Origin of the sequence: Cupriavidus sp. D384 (assembly GCF_001652915.1) — a bacterium.
GTDB lineage: Bacteria > Pseudomonadota > Gammaproteobacteria > Burkholderiales > Burkholderiaceae > Cupriavidus.
Window position 1 is genome coordinate 52,397 of sequence record NZ_BBQI01000132.1, and the last position, 19,314, is coordinate 71,710.

Sequence of the window (19,314 nt, forward strand, 5' to 3'; positions counted from 1 at the left end):
CGGGCAGTATATCGGCATTTCCCGATATGTCAATGTGCGGTGCCGTTTCGATGCGTAACGCGGGGCTGACGCCCCGCCTTTGATCTATTCACCTCTGCTTTAGACAGACCTGTCCTCCAGGCAGTCTGCGCCAGTCGGTGCTGACTGCTGTCGGACAGCCTGTTGCTTTCGATTGACGTCGTAGACCGTCAGCACGCCATGGGCCACCATGTCCAGCGCTGGGCGGGTATCGCCGTTCTTGTCAGTCCAAACCTTCGGTGTGAGCGTGCCAGACAGGGCAACGGAATCGCCGTCATCCAGCGCGAGCAGTGCTGCCCGTACTTCGTCGCTAAACGCAATGACGTTGACGAACAGCGATTCGCCGTCGCCGCTGGGGGCGAGCACCTTGGCTGTGACATACGTCGTACCGCCTTGCCCTTGGCGCTCTGCGGACTTTCCGTAGACCTTGCCGCCAATCAGACCATCAATCATTCTTCACCTCGCTATCCCGGGCGACTATCGCCCAGGCTCAAATTTCGCGGCAGCCTACCACGCTCAACGATTCTTCCGGTCCTCTGCCTGTCGTTTGGGCAAAGACGCTCCCGGCTCCGGTATCTGGCCGCGATCCATACCCCACTAAAGTTGGGTTGAGGATGTGATTGGAACAGCCGTTCTGCAAGCGGTAGTGCCAAATCTTGCTCGTCAACTACGCGGCAGGGCAGACAAAAACCAAACAGGACCTATCGCCGAGGCCGTAGGGAATGGGGACACGAATGACGTTCATCGGCAACATGAAGATTGGCAAGCGGCTGGCTCTTGGCTTCGCCCTGATTCTGGCATTTTCCATTGCAATTACCGCTATCGCCATCTGGCGGCTCGACAACGTCGCAGCCGCGACGCGCGAGATGATGAATGAGCCGCTCCTGAAGGAGAGACTGATTGGTGACTGGTATGCCAATCTGGCATCGGGCATCCGACGCACTAGCGCAATCGCGAAGAGCAGTGATCCTGCGCTGGGCCCTTATTTCGCCGAAGAGGCAGCGGCGTCGTCCAAGAGTTCAGGCGAACTTCAGAAAAAAGTGGAAGCCCTGATTTCCTCTGAAGAAGAAAGGGCGCTTTTCGGAAAGATCGGCGAATCGCGGAAGGCCTACCTGAGTTCTCGCGATGAGATCAACAAGGCCAAGGCGGCTGGGAATGTCGATGAAGCCACGCGTATTCTGGACAAGGTGTTCACCCCGGCGGCGAACACCTACCAAGGCACCATGCGCGAGCTGGTTGAAGTGCAGCGACGCACGATTGACGATACCGCCAAGGCGATTGATGGCGTTGCCGCCAAGAGCCGCGCGCTATTGCTCGTGCTCGAAGGACTCATTCTGCTGCTCGGGATCATCTGTGCATACTTCCTGACGCGCAGCATCAGCCGTCCGCTGGCAGTGGCTGTCAGCGTGTCGCGTCGCGTGGCCGATGGTGACTTGTCCAGCGAGATCGTGGTCACATCCAGTGACGAGACCGGTGAGCTGCTGCAAGCGCTGAAGGACATGAATGACAAGCTCGGAGGCACGGTCGGCAATATCCGATCGGCCAGTGTGGCGGTCGCCAGCGCCGCCGGGCAAATTGCATCCGGCAATCTGGATCTGTCTTCCCGCACCGAGGAGCAGGCTGCTTCGATTGAGCAGACTGCGGCCAGTATGGTCGAGCTGACGGAAACGGTGAATCAGAATGCCGACCATGCGCGTCAGGCGACTTCCCTTGCCGGAAGTGCCAGGGAAATGACGGAGTCCGGGCGTTCCGATGTGGCCGCGATGGTGCAGACGGTTGGTGAGGTGAACGCCGAGTCGAAGAAGATCGCAGAGATCACCGGCATGATTGAAGGCATCGCATTTCAGACGAATATCCTGGCGCTCAATGCTGCAGTAGAGGCGGCACGTGCCGGTGAGCAAGGTCGAGGCTTCGCGGTGGTCGCCGGCGAGGTACGATCGCTGGCGCAAAGGGCGTCTGGCGCAGCCAAGGAAATCAAGGAGCTGATTGAGGCATCAACCTTGAAGGTGCAAGTTGGTGCTCAGCAGGCCGAGGGTGTCAGTGCCGCGATGGAACGGATTAGTACGGCAATCGAGCGCGTCTCGGACATCATCGGCGAGATTTCCGCGGCGTCCGACGAGCAGAGCAAGAACCTTGAACAGGTGAGTGTTGCCATTGCCCAGATTGACCAGGCGACGCAGCAAAATGCAGCGCTGGTCGAGGAGTCCTCCGCAGCCGCACAGGCGCTGCGCGAGCAGGCCGTCGGTATGAAGGACGAGGTGATGTATTTCAAGACCGCAGGCCAATTCGCGTAAGGGCGAAGCGGGTTGAACTGCCCGGGTTTGCGCCACGCACCTTCCCGGGCGGCTATCGGGTAGGCCAAGGTTACAACTGGTTTGGAGGTTCCTGACGCCTTATGGCACTTTCGAGACCAGTCAACATCGTCCACGCCTTGGCCGTCCGTACGCACGAAGTCGTCGTCAGAATCCCGCGACGACCTGGAAGTGCACGCGCTGGTGCCGCTGCAGGTCGGCGCGGTCATTGAAGCCGTATCCATAGGCCAGCCGTGCCGTCAAATACTTGCCATAGTTGAGGTCGAAGCCAAGACCGGCGCTGGTCAGGCTGGTGAGGCCGCCGTCGGTGCCCGGCGGCGCGTATGCCTTCACCGCGCCATGATCGACGAAAATGAATGCGCTTAGGCCCAGCGAGCGGCTGTCCGGCGCAGTGCTGCCATACAGCCGGCGGTGCAGTTCGGCCGACAGCGTGTAGCCGTTGTAGCCGCCCAGCGCGGCGCTGTCGTAGCCGCGCACCGATCCGTCGCCGCCGATGAAGAACTGTTCGCTGCTGGGCAGCAACTGGTCGCGCGTCCATTGGAAGCTGCCGCCCACCTGCAGCGAGAGTGCCGCGCCGAGGTCGTGCAAGTGGCGCGCATAGCCGCGCACCAGCCGGAAATCCTGCCAGTCGGTGCTGGCATTGCGGCCTTCGCCGGTGGCAAAGCTCAGTTGCGCGAAGGTGAAGTTGCCGTCGGTGCCGGCGCGCATGTCGACCCCCACGGCGGTGGTGTTGGTCTGGTTATGCGATAGCTCGATCGGATCGATGCGGCTGTCCGAATCCTGCCGCTTGTGCGAGACGGTCAGGTCGAGCTGCACCGCCTGCACGAACAGCAGCGGCTGGCGCAGGCCGAACAGGTTGGTGCGCGAGGTGCCCTCGATGCCCAGCGACGCGAACGGGCCATTCCTGATCTTGGTCTCGTCGTGGAAATAGCCGTAGGACAGGCGCGTGCCCCAGGGGGTGACCGGTACGCTGTAGTTCACGGAGCCGCCGCGATAGCCTTCGGCGGCCGCGCCACTCAGCGTGAGCTCATCGCGCCATCCGAGCAGGCTGCGGTTGGTGTAGATGGCGCCAAAGCGCGTTTCGCCGGTATAGCGGCTGCCGCCGTTGTCCGTATACGCGCGCACGCTCTGTCGCTCGGGCTCGGTGGCCACCAGCACGATGTCCGTGGCTCCGGTGTCCTGTCCCGGTTCCAGTTGGGCGCGCAACTGCATCTCATTGGTCCGATTGAAGCGCTCCAGGTCGGCCTCCAGCGTAGGCAGGTCCACCAGCGTGCCGGGCGCCTGACCCGCGCGCCAGCGGATATAGCGGTCGGCGGTCGACGCATTGCCTTCGATGCGCACCGCGCCCACGCGACCCTCCACCAGGCGAATTTGCACCACGCCCGTGGTGACCTCCTGCGGCGGAATCACCGCCATGGCCGTGGCGATGTTGCGCGCCCGGTATTGCGCGTTGATGGCGGCCACCAGTTCGCGCAGTTCGGCCAGCGACACCTCGCGGCCCTCGTATGGCGCAGCCAGTTCGCGCAGCAGCGATTCGGGCAGGATGGCCGATGGCGTGAACGCAATCTGCCTGACCTGGAAGCGGATCGTGGCGTCCTGGCCCAAAACGTCAGGCGCCGGCTTCTGCTCGATCAGCTTGTCTGGCGCGGGCACATCAGGCTCGGTGCGTCGACGAATGCGCTGCTCGTTCTCGATGGCCTGCCGCTGGATCACGGCTGGGTCGGCAGCCGGTGGTACGGGCACGGGCGGCACCTGCGCGCCGGCCTGCCGCACGGGCAGCGTACCGAGTGCCGCGGCCAGCGCCACCGGCGCCAGCGTGAAGGTTGGCGCGGCGCGACGCGACAGCAATCTGTTGAGCATGCTTGAAAAGTCTGGGATACGGAACGAGGGGATGCGCGTCATTCGGCCACGCATGTGGTGTCATCGGGGCGGCAGGGCGCCAGCAGCATCCGCTCGATGGTCCAGCTTCCGGATGCCGATGCCGGGGTGCCGGGCGACGCGGCGCGCGCGGTCCACGATGCCGAGGCAAGGTCGCCCAGGCCAACCGGGATGCCGGTCATCGCGATCAGTTGCGCCGGCTGGGCCGCCGCCGGACGCGGGCTGCCATCCGGGTCGGGACGTGGCACGGCATTGGCGCGCGTGGTCATTTCCGCGCCCGCGTCGCGCAGGCTGACGTTCTCGCCGGCCGGCGTACGGGTGCGGAAGGCTGGCTCCCGCAGCACCACGAAGGCATCGGTCGTCACCAGGTTGCCGTTCATATTGAGTGCGAAGCGGGTGGTCGGCGCGTAAAGCTGCACGTCGTATGGCCGTGGCTGAACGCTGCGGTTGTCCATCAGCACGCGCATGGCCTCGTTGCTGAAGACGAACTGGTCCAGCACACGCCCCTTCGCAATATCGAGCGCGCCGCCGCGCATGGCCAACTGGCCGCCAGCCGTCCACAGCCTCCCGAAGTTGGCGCCTGCGGTGCTGTCGATCGTCAGGTCGATCCGCTCGGCGAGCGCGCCGCTGTCGGTATCCACCGCAGTGGCGGCAAGGCCGTTCGTACCGGTGGCTGCCAGTGTCAGCGGCGTGGCGGGGTCCGTGGCACGTACGTTGGCGACGATGGTGCGCCCGCCAAACGCGGCACGCTGTTGGGCGCGGGCCTCGTCGACGCGCAGCGCGTTACCTGCCGACAGCGTCATTGTGTTGGCCTGCACCGCATTGGCGTGCAGGTCGTGCCCGGCAGCGGCCTGCACCTCGGCCGTGGCGGACAGCCTGCCGACGTTGAGATCGCCACCGGCGGCAAGCTGCGCGCTGCCCGCCGTGATCTGCGTGGCCGTCAGCGTATCGGCCGCCTGCAGGACGAGGGCGTCGGACGATGCGTCATCCACCCGCAGACTTCCGCCGCTCGTGACGCGGGCGGGGCCGTTGCTCGCCAACTGGCCGATTGCCACATCGCCGCCGATATCGGCGGACAGCGCCCCTGCCTGCAGGTTCGCGGCAGTCAGCGTGCCGCCGATACGCAACGCGGCGTTACTCGCGACCGTCAACTGGTGCAGCGCGGCGTTGCCGGCGACGGCCAGCTCGGCGGAGCCGCTGGCGAGGCGCCCGCCCGCGAGCGAACCGGCGATATCGAGCGCGGCATGGCCGGCGGCTGTGACGGACATCGTGTCCAGGTTGCCCAGCGCGGCGAGGGCGAGGTTGCGGCCGCTGCGTGCATCGAGTGACGACGTGACGATCTCCAGCGCGTCGTCCGCACCAATACTGCCGTCCGCCGCCAGCACGATGCCGGCGCCCGGTGCACGCGTCGCCAGGTTGATGCCGTCACCATTGGCGTCAGTGATATTGCCGCCAGCGGTAAGGCGGATGGCGTCCGCCGCGGTGGCTGCGGCTGTCAGCTGGCCGAGGGCCATGTCGCCATTGGCAACCGCGTCGATACGCCCGGCCGCCTCGGCGGCGGCGCCATCCGCCATCGTCACGGATTCGCCTTGCAGGAACAGGCCGCCGGCCGCGCGGACGTTGCTGCTGGCCGCGAAGACCAGCCCGCGCGCGCTGTTCAGCGCCACCTCGGTGCCGACGACCGTGCCATACAGCGTCAGGTTGCCGCCCGCCGCCGCGATGCCGACGTCGCCGCCTGCGACGATGTCGCCCAGTGCCAGCGCCCGCTGGTCGCTACCGAGGAAGATCCCTTGCAACGCGGTGGCCGTCACATTGCCATCGGCGAGTACCGTCAGCGCGAGCGGGTTGACGCTGCTGCCAATCGCTCCGGCCGCCTGCAACGCCAGCGATCCGGCCTGGATGGCCTGCAGCCGGTCCGGGCCCCGCACGTCGACGATGTTGCCGGCACGGGCCGACAGCGACACCGCGCCGGGCGAGTAGATTTCCGCCACGTTCAGATCACCGGCAAGCTGCGCGACGTGTACGCCGAGCCCGCCACGCGCGGTCAGCGTGCCGCCGTCGGCAATCTGCGTGGTCAGCGGATTGGCGGCAGTGCCCACGCCGCCGTCGGCGGCCTCCAGTACCACGCTGCCGCCTTCAAGGTTCGGACGCGCCGGATCTGTTGCCACGCTGTAGATACCGCCCGCGCCCTTGACACGGATCGTGTCGCCCGCTTTCACCGCGTCGATATTGAGGTCGGTCTCGGACCCGAGGTAGACGTGTGTGCCCGCCGTGATCGAGATGGCACCGGTACTGGCCACGTCGACGTCGTCGCGCTGGAGGATGCGCAACTGCCCGTTGGCCAGCACGGCCACGTCATCGGCCTCGGCCGTCGCCAGCGCTTCGCGCTGCGCCTGCGTCAGCGTGGCGCCAGCCGTGGAGGCGTCGATCAGGACTTCGCCCTTCAGCGTGCCGACGCCGCCATTGCGCGCCACCAGCGAGACATTGCGGGCCTCGATATTGGGTTGCTCGATCTGCGTCTCGGTATCGGTGGTGGTCTTGTTGTAGACCGCACGGCTGATGCCGTACTTGAGTTCGTTGGCCGTCCACGTGGCGCCGGTGGTCACCGACGCCTTGTCCTCGGCGGTGACGTAGCCGGCGTAGGTAAAGCCAGCCTGGTACTGCTGCGTCAGGTCGCTGGCCGTGCCGTCGGCAGTGGTCAGATGGCTGAAGCGGGCGTGCAGCGCCTGTAGTTCGGGCGAGGCCGTGGCTGGATCGTAGGCATCAGCCACCAGCACCGGGTTGCCGTCCGGCCCCACCACCTGGCGCAGGTTGCGCAGGTTCCAGTAGGTCTGGTACTCGCGGTCGCGCAGGCCAACCAGGCTGCGCAGCGCCTGGTCGGCGCTGGCCTGGGCACCTTCGCCCAGCAACTGCATGTCGGTCCACAGCGATTCGAGCTGCGCCAGGGTCCGGGTGTCCCGCGTGCTGTTATCGTTGGCGTCGATGAAGCTGCCGTTGTCGAGCACGATGCTGACGTCGCGCCCGTGCGACACCACGCGGTTCAGACGCAGGTCGCCGTCGCGCTGGCTCAGGAAGATGTCGTTATTGGCCTGGGCATCGAGCTTGCCGTTGACGCCGTCGGTCTGGATCTCCAGTGCCCGGGCCGCCGTGCCCAGCGTGCCGCCGCGTGCGATCAGGTTCAGCGAGGTACCGCGAATGTCGGGCTGCCCGCCCGCCGCGGCGCGGCCTGCCAGGATCGACGCGTCGGCGTCGAGCGTGACGGTGCCGGCCCCGGTACCGATACGGCCGATCAGCATGTCGCCGCTGCGCTCGCGCACCGACACGTCGCCCGTGACCGTGCTCGCGTTCAGCAGGCCGCCGTCCCGCACGTCCACCGAAATGGCATTGCCGTTGTTGCCAATGCCGGTGGCGGCCGACAGGTTCACGTCCTGGCCCACCACGACGGTGCGGTCCGCGGCATTGATGCTGCCGGCAGTGGAGGTGATGGAAGCCGTGCCGTTGCCTGCGTTGACCGTGCTGCCGATGACCACGTTGCCCTTGCCGGTCACGTTGACGCTGCCGGTGTCATGGCCAACGAACGAGATGCCGATGGCGTAGTCGGCCTTGACCGAGTGTTTGTGGAAGTCCTGTTTCTCGTACTGGTAGACGAAGATCTCGCTATCGCACCAGTAGGCGCCGCAGCCATACTTGCCGGTGTCGTAAGTCGACACATGCGTGGTGTCCTTGACCGTCCGGGTCTGGAACTCGTAGAGATAGGCGTCGTTCTCATGCGCAAGATCGCGGGTGACGAAGCCGGTACGATCATAGATCTGCTTGCCGCTCTCCAGCGCATACCAGCCCGTGCGCCAGGAGTCGCTGGAGTCGTCGCTGGCGCAGCCGTCGCCGCCGGCGCCGTAGCAGCCCTTGGTGGTGTAGTTGACCAGCTCGCGCTGGAACGTCTGCTTCTGGCCTGAGGTCCAGCCATACCGCAGGCCGGAAAGTGGCGTATAGGCGGTGGTGCGGCCTTCCCCCAGATTCGCGGTGGAGACCACCGCGCCGTCGCGCACGGTCTCCTGGGTGATCTGGTTGCCGATGCGCCGGTAGATCGTCGATGAGAGCGGCTGGCCGTCGAACAGCATCGCCGACGTGTCGGTGATCTTGATCGTGCCCTCGATGTTGCTGCCGACGTCGAGCGTGTTCAGGCGCACCGTGTAGTTGGTGTCGTTTTGCACGTTGATGCGGCCGTAGCCGTCCATCACGCGCAGTTCGCCGCCGCCGGTGTTCAGGATCTGGCCGGTCAGCTCCATGTAGCCGCCTTGCACGCGGACGTTGTCCAGCACGATTTCCTGCGAGACCGCGTCGTAGACCGCGTGGATCAGGCTGTCCGTGCCGGTCATCCGCACGCCGGACAGCTCGTAGCGGGTCTTGATGTCGCCCGGCTTGACGCCGGCCTTCAGCTGCTGGGCGTAGTCGGCGGCCGCATTGGCGATCTGTGCCGCGATGCTGGTGCCGCCGGTGCGCTCCGCGTCGAGCACGATCGACCAGTCCGGCAGGCCCGCCTGCACCAGTCCGTTGATATTGAGCACGCGCGCGTTCAGGAACACGTTGTTGCCGGCAATGATGCCCACGCCGCTGGCCAGCGGAATCGCCCCCGGATTGGCGGTCTCGATTGTGCCGCTCGGGTTGGGCCAGTTGGCGGGGTCGGTGCCATAGCGCAGGGAGTAGTCGCGGTACTTCGCTTCGAGCGCCTGCGCCACGGCGTCCCAGGTGGCCGACGGATCGCCCGCCACGTGGAAGTAGCCGTCCGTCGGGGACATCACGAAGTCGCGGCCCGCCGTGATGCTGACGGTCTGGCCCAGGATGCGGCTGCCCGCCATCGTGCCGTTGCCCTGCTGGCCATTCTTGACCAGCACACTGCCTTCCTTGCTCTCGATGGTGATGTTGCCGCCCAGGTTCAGCACGTCGCCGGTGATCAGCAGGTCTGGCGATTGGGCATTTGCGTCGCCGGTGTTCAACGCCTGGTAGCGTTGCGTCACGTTGATCGCCGGCTTGCCGCTGGCTGTGCCCGTAACCAGCGTGCCGCTACCCGCGTTTTCCTGGCCCAGGTTGCGCTGGGTGATGTCGGCAAGCGTGGTGACCGATGCATTGTTGAAGGTCACATGTCCAGCCTGGTCCTCGGGGATCTCCAGCTTGGAGACCTGAAGGTAGCGGTTGCTCGACGAGTCGATGTTGATCAGCGCATCGCCGGGCGCATTGACCTTGCCGGTTGCCGCCACGGTCAGCACGTCGGCCTTGACGTTGACGTCGCCGCCGCTGGCGTAGACCGGGTCCACCGCGATCACCTTGACGGTTTTGGACGAGACGCCGCCAAACGCCGCCAGTTCCTGCTGCAGGCGCGAAATCTCGGCGTCGATCTGCGCCACGAAGGCGTCGCCGGCCGCCGCGTACTGCTGGCGCGCCCGCGTGTAGGCATCGATCTCCGCCTGCAGGTTCGCCACGAGGTCCATTGTGGTCTCGCGGAAGGTGATGCCTTCTGACTGCTCGAGCACCTTCAGCGAGCCATCGGCGGCGTCTTCCACGCGCAGGATCTGCTTGTTCTGGATGCCTGCCTGCACATTACCGGCGATGTTCACGCGGTTCGCGACATCGGTCTTGCTGGAGCCGCCTTCGATGTCCAGCGAGACGTCGCCGCCGCCGAACAGGTTCGAGAAGAAGCTGCCCACCGCGGCCGCCGCCTCGCGCCACAGGTCCTTGCCCACGCCCTTGCCGTCGGCCAGCAGGTTGCCGCGTTCGGCATAGAGGTTGACGTCTTTGACGCTGCGCACGGCGGCACCGTCGGCCACGTCGATGCGGCCCTGGATGTCGATCGCGGCGTCGGCATTCGGGTCGGTCTGCACCGGCACGATCGACTTGTTGAACAGGTCGGTGCGGGCCACCGCGCGTACGGCGTTGGCATTGCCGTCTGCATCGGAACCCACCAGCAGGTTGACGTTGCCGTCGGCGCGAATCGCCGCACCGCTGGCGATATTGACGGCCAGCGTGCCGGTGACGGTTGCGGCCGAATTGCCCTGCGCCGCACTCGAAAGTCCATAGGTCTTGGCATTGGCGCTGGTCTCGATATCGCTGGCCACGCGTGCTGCAAAGCTGGCGTCGCCCACGGTGTCGATGTTGGCGCCCTGGGCGACGACGACGGCCGTGTCGAAATGGTCATGGACCAGCGATTCGGCGCGGGCGATGTCGAGCACGCCACCCGAATCCAGACGGGTCTTGTCGCGCGCCTGGACGTCGCTGTACGCGGTGAAGCGCGTACGGCCCGGGTCGTCGCGGTCGCCCGTGATACGCACCGAGGCGTTCTGGCCGACGAGCGTACGGGTGACGGTATCGATGTCGCTTTCGCTGACCACGGCCGAGCCGTTCAGGAAGCCGCCCGAGCCCGCCTCGGCGTTGTACTCGCCGCCGTCGAGCCATGGCTTGCGCACCAGGTTCGCCGCCGTGGCTTCGATGCCATGGCTGACGAGGTTGGCGCCGTCGCTAATGCCCGCAGTCACGCTGGCGTCGACGTCATGGCGCGTCAGGGCCCCACTGGCGCCCACGAGCGCGGCGTTGACCGAATCCACCTCGCCGTTGAAGCGTGCGGTGTGAAGGGCATCGACGACGATCTTGCCGTCAGCGCCCGCGCCGGTCGCCAGCAGCGCCTGGGTGCCGGTGCCGCCGCCCAGCGCTGCCGTGGTGCGCGACTGGTTGCGCGTATCGGCCACGGCCGCCGCGCCGGAGATCAGCCCGCCACTGCCCGACATGGCCTGCGCGGTGGTCTCGTCGGTACCGATGGCCTGCACGGTCAGCGTGGCGCCGGCCTGGCCGGTCACCCCGTTTTCGATGGTCGCCGTGGTGGCGGTATCGGCATCGGCCTGCGCGATGTTGGCGCCGACGGCCAGCACGCCGCCCACGGTGATGCCGTTGGCATTGGCGTGCGTGCCGGTGTCGGAACTGGCGCTGACACGCGTGGCGTTGCTCACCAGCAGGACCGTGTTGCCGCCGATCGTCGCGCGGCTTGTGGTCTGCGTCAGGGCATCGGCGTCGGTGGCATTGGCGCCCACGAGTCCGGCGCCGCCCGTGGCGCGGGCGAAGGCGTCGGCATTCTGGCTGCCCGCGGTGCGCATCGTGGCGGCGCGCACCTCCACGCCGCCGGCGACGATGCTGCTGCCCATGATCGTGGCGCTCGCGGTGGTGGCGGCGGTCGCCTTGGCCACCGAGGCGCCGATGGCTGCGTATACCGCGCCGTTGTAGCCTTCCGCGCGGGCCTGTGTCTGGGGTGCGGCCGCCGCCACCACGCTTGCCGTGCCGCCGGCCTGCACCGTGGCATTGGCGATGCTGGCGGTGACGATGCCGTCGTCGGTGGCCGTGGCACCGGAACCCGTGGCTGCGCCGGCGCCGCCAGACCCGGCACGCGCCAGGCTGCCAACACGGCCGTTTCGTTGTGCGCCGAGCGTGACGTCGCCTTGCGCGGCCACGTTGGTGCGCAGCCCACTGTCATCGCCGATGGCGGCGAGGGTCTGGCCAGACTTGTCGGCCGTCGCTACGGCGGCGCCCGCCGCCACCAGTCCAATCTGATAGCCCTGGGCTTCGGCGTTGGCATCGGTCGCGTCTTCGGCGGTCACGGCAACGTCGTCGCCGGCTTGCGCGGAGGCGCCGCCTGCAATCCGCGCCGACACCTGGTTGGCGATGTCGACCGTCGCCACCGCCGCACCGATCGCAGCCACGCCCCCTGAACCCTGGTACGCCAGCACCTGGGCGGCCGGCGCGTTCGTGCCAAGCGCGCCGGTGCCGGCGCTAAGGCGGATGGCACCGCCAGCCGTCAGCGTGGAGGCGCCGTCGACCAGCGCATCGACGTTGTGGCGGATCTGCATGACACCTACCGCCGCGCCGACGCCAGCGAAGCCGCCGGCGGCAGCGCCCACCAGGATGTCGTTGTGGTCGCTTTCGCTGGCGTCCAGTCGCACGTCGCCGCCGGCCACAACGGTAGAGCCCGAGATCACCGCCGCCGTGCGCGCGTCGAGGTCAGCCGCGTTGATGCCCGATTTCACGGAGACCCCGGTGCGCTGGTTGAGCGCCGTCCGGGTGTCGTTGTCCAGGGCATTGCCGAACCCGCTGGCGCCGACCTTGTCCTGCTGGCCGAGTGCCTCGACCTTGCTCAGCGTGCCGTCGCCGTTGTGATCGAGCTGCTGCGCGGCGTCGCCGCCCAGGCCCTGACCGACCAGCGTGACGGCCACCGATCCGGCCAGGCCCGCGCCGGTGAAACCCACGCCGGCCGATACCGCCTGGGCCGACAGGTCGCGCTCCGCACGCGCCTGGAGCGTCACGTCGCCCTGGGTCTTCACATCGCTGCGGTCGATCCAGGCCGTGACCGTGTTGTCCACGCGCGTGACCACTGCCGCCGCACCCACGCCAGCACCGCCGCTCAGCCCGGCGCCGCCAGCGAGATTGTCGACGGTCGTGCGATCGGTGGCGCTGACCGTAAGCGAGCCGGCGCCTGCGATGGCCTGTTGCGGTGCCGCGCCCATCAGCGTGGCGATCACCGTACCGTTGGGGTCGTACAGCACGCCGTCGCGCAGTTCGCCTTCAAACGGGGCGACGGTGCCGCTGGCATCTCGCAACGAACCCGAGACCAGCGTGGTCTTTCGGCCTTTCGTGTCGGTTTCGGTCCAGACCGTGGCATCGGACAGCGTCGCGCCGTTCGTGCCCTGCAGCGTGCCGCCCATCGCCTGGCCGCCAGCATCAGTGCCTGCCAGCCGGTTGTTGTCGATGGTGGCGGACTGGATGGTGCCGGTCAGCGTCACGTCGTTGCCGATCGTCGAGCCTGCGATCTGGCTGTTGGCCACCCAGGCCTGCGTCGCGCCTTCCGTCAGCACGACGGCGGCCGAGCCCGCCCCGGCGCCGAAACCGCCGCCCGCGCCAGAGACACTCCAGTTGTCGATCTCGGTGCGGCTGTCCGCCGTGACCGATACACCGCGCGTGGCGCGAATCGCGGCGCCATCGATCGTCGCAGTGGTCTGGCTCTGGTCCAGCCCCACGCCAAAGCTGCCAGACACCGCCACGCCGCCGCCCGATAGCGCACCGGCGCCCAGCGCCATGCGGCTGAGGTGATCGGCGTCGACCGAGAGGGCACCGGCCGCCGTGGTGCCGCCGCTGAGCGCGGCCTGGGTTGTGCTGGTGAACTTGGCTATCGAACCGGTGCCAGCCACGCCCGCGAGGCCGGCCGCGCCGCCGGCCGCGACCGACGCGGCGCTCTGGCTCGACTGCGCGACGATGCTGGCCGTGCCGCGCGCCCGCACGTTGCTGTCCACGACCTGCGCGCGTGTGGTGCCGTCAAACACATGGGTGTCCGCCGCAGCGGCCACGCCGACTGCGCCGCCGCCCAGCGCGCCGACAAAGCTGTTCGCATAGGCGTGGTCGGCGGCGCGCACGTCCAGTCCCTGGGCCAGACCGGCGCCGTCCAGCAGGTTGACGCTGGCATCGCGCACCTCGGCCACAGTGCGGCCGCCCACCACATCGACCTGCGTGGTCGCGCCCACTCCGGCATAGGTGCCACCGCCCACCGTCGCCGCCAGGCTTTCTACCGAATGCGTGGCGGTGGCGTTGACCGCCACGCCGGAAACCGACAGCGTTTCGCGCATGCCGGCCAGGTCGCTGCGTGCGTAATGGCCCAGGTCCGTGCCGTCGGCGAGATTGGCCAGGCCGTCGAGCCCGCCACTCTGGACGTTCAGCTTCGCGGCCGGATCGAGCGCCAGCGCATTGACCTGTGTGCCGTTCCCGACGATGCCCGCGTACGTGGCGGCGTCCATCACATTGACCACGGCGGCTGCGCCAACGCCGGTCACACCGACGCCGATGCCCACGCCACCGGCAGCAACCGTCACGCGGTCGTCACGGCGGGCCAGCACGCCCACGTTCTGCCAGGCCTGCACCGTGGCGCCGTTGTCGATCACCGCCGACGTGCTGCCGCCGAGCAGGCTGGTGGCGAACGAACCGGCCACGGCCACCGAGCCGCTGCCAGCGCCGCTGGCAGCGAGCGTGTCGATGGCCGCATCGGTAGTGGCCGCCACCGTGACGTTGCCAGCCTCGACGTCGCCGCCGTGAATGCCGGCCGACGTCACGCTGTCGATCTGGTTGACCGTGGCGGCGGCGCCGAATGCAGCACTGCCGCTGCCGGCGGCCGAGCCGGACAGCGAACGGATCAGCGCGCTGTCCGTGGCAAGCACGGACAGCTGCTGGGCATCGCCCGCGACCTTGGCATCGACCAGTTGTGCCGACGTGGTGTTGGCGATGGTCGCGGTGGCCGCGGAACCATTGACCGCGAAGCTGGGCGCGCCGCCCGCCGAGGCAGCGAGCGTGTCGATCCGGGACGTGTTGTCGGCGCGGATCGTGTTCGCGTCCCCGATGTGCAGGGCGGCGTCGGTCACGCTGGCCTCGACCGTATTGCCGATCTCGTTGACGCTGACGGCCGCGCCCACCGCGCCCGTCCCCAGGCTGGCGTTGATCTGGCCGGCCACCGCGCTGATGTGCGAGGCATCGCTGGCGGCCACCTGCAAGGCGCCGGCGGCCACCGCGGCCTGGTCGCCGCCGATGCGTGCGGTGACGGTGTTGCCAATTTCGTTGATCACCACGGAGCCGCCGCCGGAGAACTGTCCGGTGCCCACGCCCACGCCGGCCGCATAGCCGAAGAGGGTGGCGCCGCTGTGCGCCGCGACGTCCACGCGGGCGGCCGCCGTGACGGTCGATTGGTCGATCTCGGCCGTGAAGCGGTTGCCGATCTTGTTGAACAGCATCGACGCCCCGACGTTGTTGCCGCCTGCCTGGACGTTGCCGGCCACGGCGACGATGCTGGCGCCATCGGTGTCGGTATTGCCCGCGCCGGCGCCAGTGTAGTCGTACCCCGAGGCGCTGCCGGCGCCATCGTGCTGGTCGATCACGGCGTCCAGCCCGTCGATGCGGGCCGTATCGCTGGCCCGTACCGCCACGTTGCCCGCGTCGATACGCGAGCCGTTGCGGATGCTGGCCTGCACCACATTGCCGATGTCGTTGAAGACGAACGCGCCGCCCAGCGTGACGTTGTTGCCCGAGCCGGTGGCCGCGACCATGGCGCCGCCCGCGCCGATCAGGCTCGCGGTCAGCGCCTGCACCTGCACGTCGCCGGCTCCGATGATTGCCGTGTTGTCCACGATGGCCGTTGCCGTATTGCCGATATCGCTGTACGTGACGGCGGCGCCCACGCCGCCCCGGCCGCCACCAAGCAGGGCACCGCCCCCGGTGCCGAGCGTGGTGCGGTCGTAGGCCAGCACATCGACGTCGGTGCGGTGGGCCTGGCCCGTGATCGTACTGTCGTCCACCGTGGCCCGCACGGCATTGCGCGCGGTGCTGACCGAGACCGAGCCGGCCGCCGAGGCCGCCTTGCTCTGGTCGGCCGAGGCATTGACGGCCAGGCCTAGCGCCACGGCAAGCTGCTCGCCGCCCGACAGCGCCATCACGTCGACATGCGTGGCATCGGTAACGCTCGTGTTGTGCAGCGTGGCTTCGGTGGTGTTGGCCAGGTCGTTGAGCGCCAGGGCGCCCGCAATGGCCGCGCTGCCCTGGCTGCTCTGCGCGTTGGCCCGTGTCAGGGCCGCGGCGCCGCTGAAGGCACCGATATCCGTGTTGTTGACCGCCGTGACCGCCAGGCCGCCCTCGTCCAGCGTCAGGTTCGCGTTGCTGACGCCGGCGCTGGTCTTCATCGACACGAGGTTGATTGCCGAGGAGCCCGAGACGCCGAGCCCGAACTTTGGCGCGGTCTGCGGGGCCTGGGCGTCGCCAAGGAGGGTGTATTTCAGCGCGGTGCCCAGTGTGGAGAGCTTGCCGCCGAGCTTGTCGAAGAAGCCCGGGTCGGCCGGTTCCTTCCTGGGCTTGGGTTCCTTGGGCTTTTCGGGGGCCGCCTGCGTGGTGATGGCGCCCGCCACCGCAATGCTTTCGACGCGACCGTCGGTGCGTGCGCCGACATCGACGTTCGATGCCAGGAGGGTGACCACGTCGGCGCCGGCCTGATCGCTGCCGATGCGGGCCTCGGTGTCGGTGGCAACTTCGATCAGTGCATTGCCCAGCCCCACGCTGGCGCTTTCTGACTTGTTGATGCCGCCGGACACGGACCAGATCACGGTGTCGTCCTGGGCGGCCACGCGCACGTTGTTGGCCATTACCTGCGCACCGGCATCGATGACGGCTGTCGTCGCATGGGCGGTGTTGACGTATGCGAACGTGCCGTTCAGGCCAAAGCCGCCGCCCCGGCCCGCGCTGGGGGTCAGCACGAACAGGCGCTCCGTGGCGTCCGCCGTGACGGCCACGTCGACGCGCGCGCCGGCCGTGCCATCGGCGTTCACGACGTTCCCGCCGATCACTGCGCCGCGACCGACGCGGGCCTCCACGCCGTTATCGAAGTTGACCTGGTTGTAGGCTCCGCCGACCGATGCGGCATCGCCGCTGCCACCGCTGCCGTTGCCAGTCAGGCCGAGGTTGCCCGCCGAGAAGGCGCCCTCGGTCTCCATCGTCGCCTTGACGTGCACGGCCGTATCGAAATCGGCGCGAGTGCCGTTGCCGAGGTCCGCGCCCCAGGTGCCGTTGACGGACGGCTTGACGGTGACCGACGCGCCATCGCCTACTGTGGCGCGGCTGCGGTTGGTGAAGTCGAGGTAGCTGACCGCGCCCCCTACGCCGAGGTCGCCATCGTGTGCGTTCGTCGAGGCGTTGGCGTAGCCCGTGAGCTGGTCGGAGAGCCCAAGCGTTGCCGTGGCCTTGGCGATCAGCGCATCGAGGTTGTCGAACTTGCCCCAGGTGAACGCATAGGGCAGCGAGACGTCCGACAGCAGCCCGAACTGACCGGCCGTGATGGTCGCCCCGTCGCCCACGCGGGCATTGGCCTCGTGACGGTAGAAGCCGAGCGTCACCGCGCCGCTGACCGAGGCTTCGGTGGTGCTGTTCTGGTTGCCGCTGGAGGTGTCCTGGTCGGCCGAGCTGGCGCTCATGGCGTGGATCTGCGCATCGCGCACGGTGGCGGCCACCACCACATTGCCGGTGGCGTCGATGCGCACGCCATTCGCCACCTCGGCGGTGGCGCCGCTGGAGAAATCGGTGTATGAGAGCGCGCCGGACAGCTTGAACGGCGATCCATCGGAATCGGCGCGGTCGTCGGCCTTGGGCGTGCCGTTCTTGCTGTTCAGCAAGTATTTCTGGACCATCTCGGCCCCGCGCGCGCCGATGCCGTAGACGCGTTGCAGCAGGTGGATGCCGCCCACCGTGGACGACGCATTGGTGCGGTTCTTCAGCGTGTCGTCCTGCGCGGCGAGCGTGACGTCGCGCGCGCCGACCAGGTCGGTGCCGAGCCGTACCGTGGCCGCCGTCTGCCCGTCGAAGATCGCGGCCGCGCCGCCGGCCACACCGTCGTCGTTTGCGGTCTGGCTCATTGAGGTGTTGAAGCTGTTGGTATTGCTGGCGGCCAGCCGCACGTCGCCGGTGACGTTGACGTCCGCGCCGGCAGCAACATCCACGCTGGCGTTGGAGCGCGCACCGGTCAGCGCCACGCCTGCGGCGACGTTGTCCTCGGTGGAGATCGAGGTGACCGAAACGTCGAGCGTGGCTTTGTTGACGGCCTCGGCCACCAGCGTGTTTGCGCGCAGGGCGGCACCGGACTGCACCGATACCGAGGCCGCCGAATCGACGTCGGCCTTCAGGAAATCGACGCTGAACGGCACCAGCATGTTCCACAGCGACATCTGGCTGAACGTGGTCTCGGCGGAGGATTCTGCCTTCATCGCCAGCGTGCCGCTTGCCTGGATATTGGCGCCGGCACCGATATTGACGCTGGCGCGGCTGCGGGTCTGCATGGCGCCGAGCGTGACGTCACCGATCAGGTCCGCCAGCCCGAGCGAACCGCTGGTGGCGACGGGCACATCGGCAAGCGAGGTGATGTTCTTCTTGTAGATGGCCTGGCTACGGGCGTCGATCGAGATATCGCCGCTGGTTAGCGTGGCGTCGGCGATGTTGACGGAAGCCTCGGATGTCACGGACGAGACCAGATCGGTGCCGGCCGTATTGATGGACTCCGCCAGCAGCCTGATGCTGCCGTCCTTGATGGCGTCGCCGGTGCCGGCCCCGCTGCGGGTGTTCAGTACGGCGCCGCCATGCACGTCGAGCCGGCCGCCCGAGGTGACGTCGATCTGCCCACCGTTGTCGGGCGCGGCCGCCGCGTCGAGCCGGCCGCTGATGTCGACGTCGCCGGTGGCCGCCAGGAAGATGCGCCCCTGTACCGCCACCACCTGGCCGGCCTGCGTGATGCCGGCGGTGTTCACCATCTGGTCGAACTCGGCCTGAGGCACGCCGGCACGCAATTGGGCGGTGTTGCCAACGACGATCCTTCCGGCGCGCAGGTCGATGGTGTCGGCCGCGTTCAGGCGGCCCCGCACCTCGATCAGGCTGTGTGGCTCGATGGGCTGCTGCCCCTGCATCAGCAGGTCGACGGCGACGCCATTCGGCTGGTCCTTGCCGAGGAAGAAGCTGTCCATGAAGCCGCGCGACGGTGCCGACAGGTGCAGCGAGCCGGCATTCATCACCCCGGAGCTGGAGATCAGGAAGCCGTCGGGGTTGGCGAAGAACACGTTGCCGCCGATCCGGCCGTCCTTGAGCGCATTGACGGTACCGTCGATCTGGCTGCGGCCGCCGCCGATCAGGTTGATCAGCGCGCTGGTGCCAGTTGGCAGGTTCAGGTTGACCGTGTGGCCGTTGGCGACGTTAAACGCGGAAAAGTCGTTGAAGGCCGTGGCCCCGACCTTGCTGGTGGTGTCCACGCTCGTTACGGCAGCGCCCGGGGTGACCGTCGTACTGGTCTTGCCCGAGGCAACGACCTGTGCCGCCGCTTCGCCGAGCATCCCAGCCGTACCGATCAGGGTGGCAATGGCAATGGACAGTTTGCGCGCGACAAGACGTTCGCGGCGCAGCCGCGTGGCGTGGTTCTTCATGGCGATTTCCCCCGGCCCCCGCGCGGCATGGCACGGTGCGGCAACCCGTTGATTGTGTTGAACTGAAAACCCGTGCGTGCCGGCGATGG

The 19,314-nt window shown here is 67.8% G+C and carries 4 protein-coding genes; 1 reads left to right on the forward strand and 3 read right to left on the reverse strand.

The window, feature by feature from the left end; translation table 11 throughout:
* Positions 1–99: 99 nt before the first annotated feature.
* Positions 100–471: a single-stranded DNA-binding protein gene (locus A9J21_RS30320; RefSeq protein WP_066742940.1), complete on the reverse strand. Its 372-nt coding sequence runs from the start codon at positions 469–471 to the stop codon at positions 100–102.
* A gap of 281 nt (positions 472–752) precedes the next feature.
* On the opposite strand from A9J21_RS30320, the gene A9J21_RS30325 reads away from it, so the two are divergent.
* A complete protein-coding gene (locus tag A9J21_RS30325) occupies positions 753–2,312 on the forward strand; it encodes a methyl-accepting chemotaxis protein (protein ID WP_066742942.1) in 1,560 nt (519 codons plus the stop codon).
* A gap of 165 nt (positions 2,313–2,477) precedes the next feature.
* Here A9J21_RS30325 and A9J21_RS30330 read toward each other — a convergent pair whose 3' ends face one another.
* Both A9J21_RS30330 and A9J21_RS30335 read right to left on the reverse strand, forming a co-directional pair.
* Positions 2,478–4,190 carry a ShlB/FhaC/HecB family hemolysin secretion/activation protein gene (locus A9J21_RS30330; RefSeq protein ID WP_066742944.1) on the reverse strand — a complete coding sequence of 571 codons (1,713 nt, stop codon included), beginning with the start codon at positions 4,188–4,190 and terminating at the stop codon, positions 2,478–2,480.
* A gap of 38 nt (positions 4,191–4,228) precedes the next feature.
* Positions 4,229–19,225, reverse strand: a complete 14,997-nt coding sequence (locus A9J21_RS30335; RefSeq protein WP_066742947.1) for a leukotoxin LktA family filamentous adhesin — start codon at positions 19,223–19,225, stop codon at positions 4,229–4,231.
* Between the last annotated feature and the right edge of the window lie 89 nt (positions 19,226–19,314).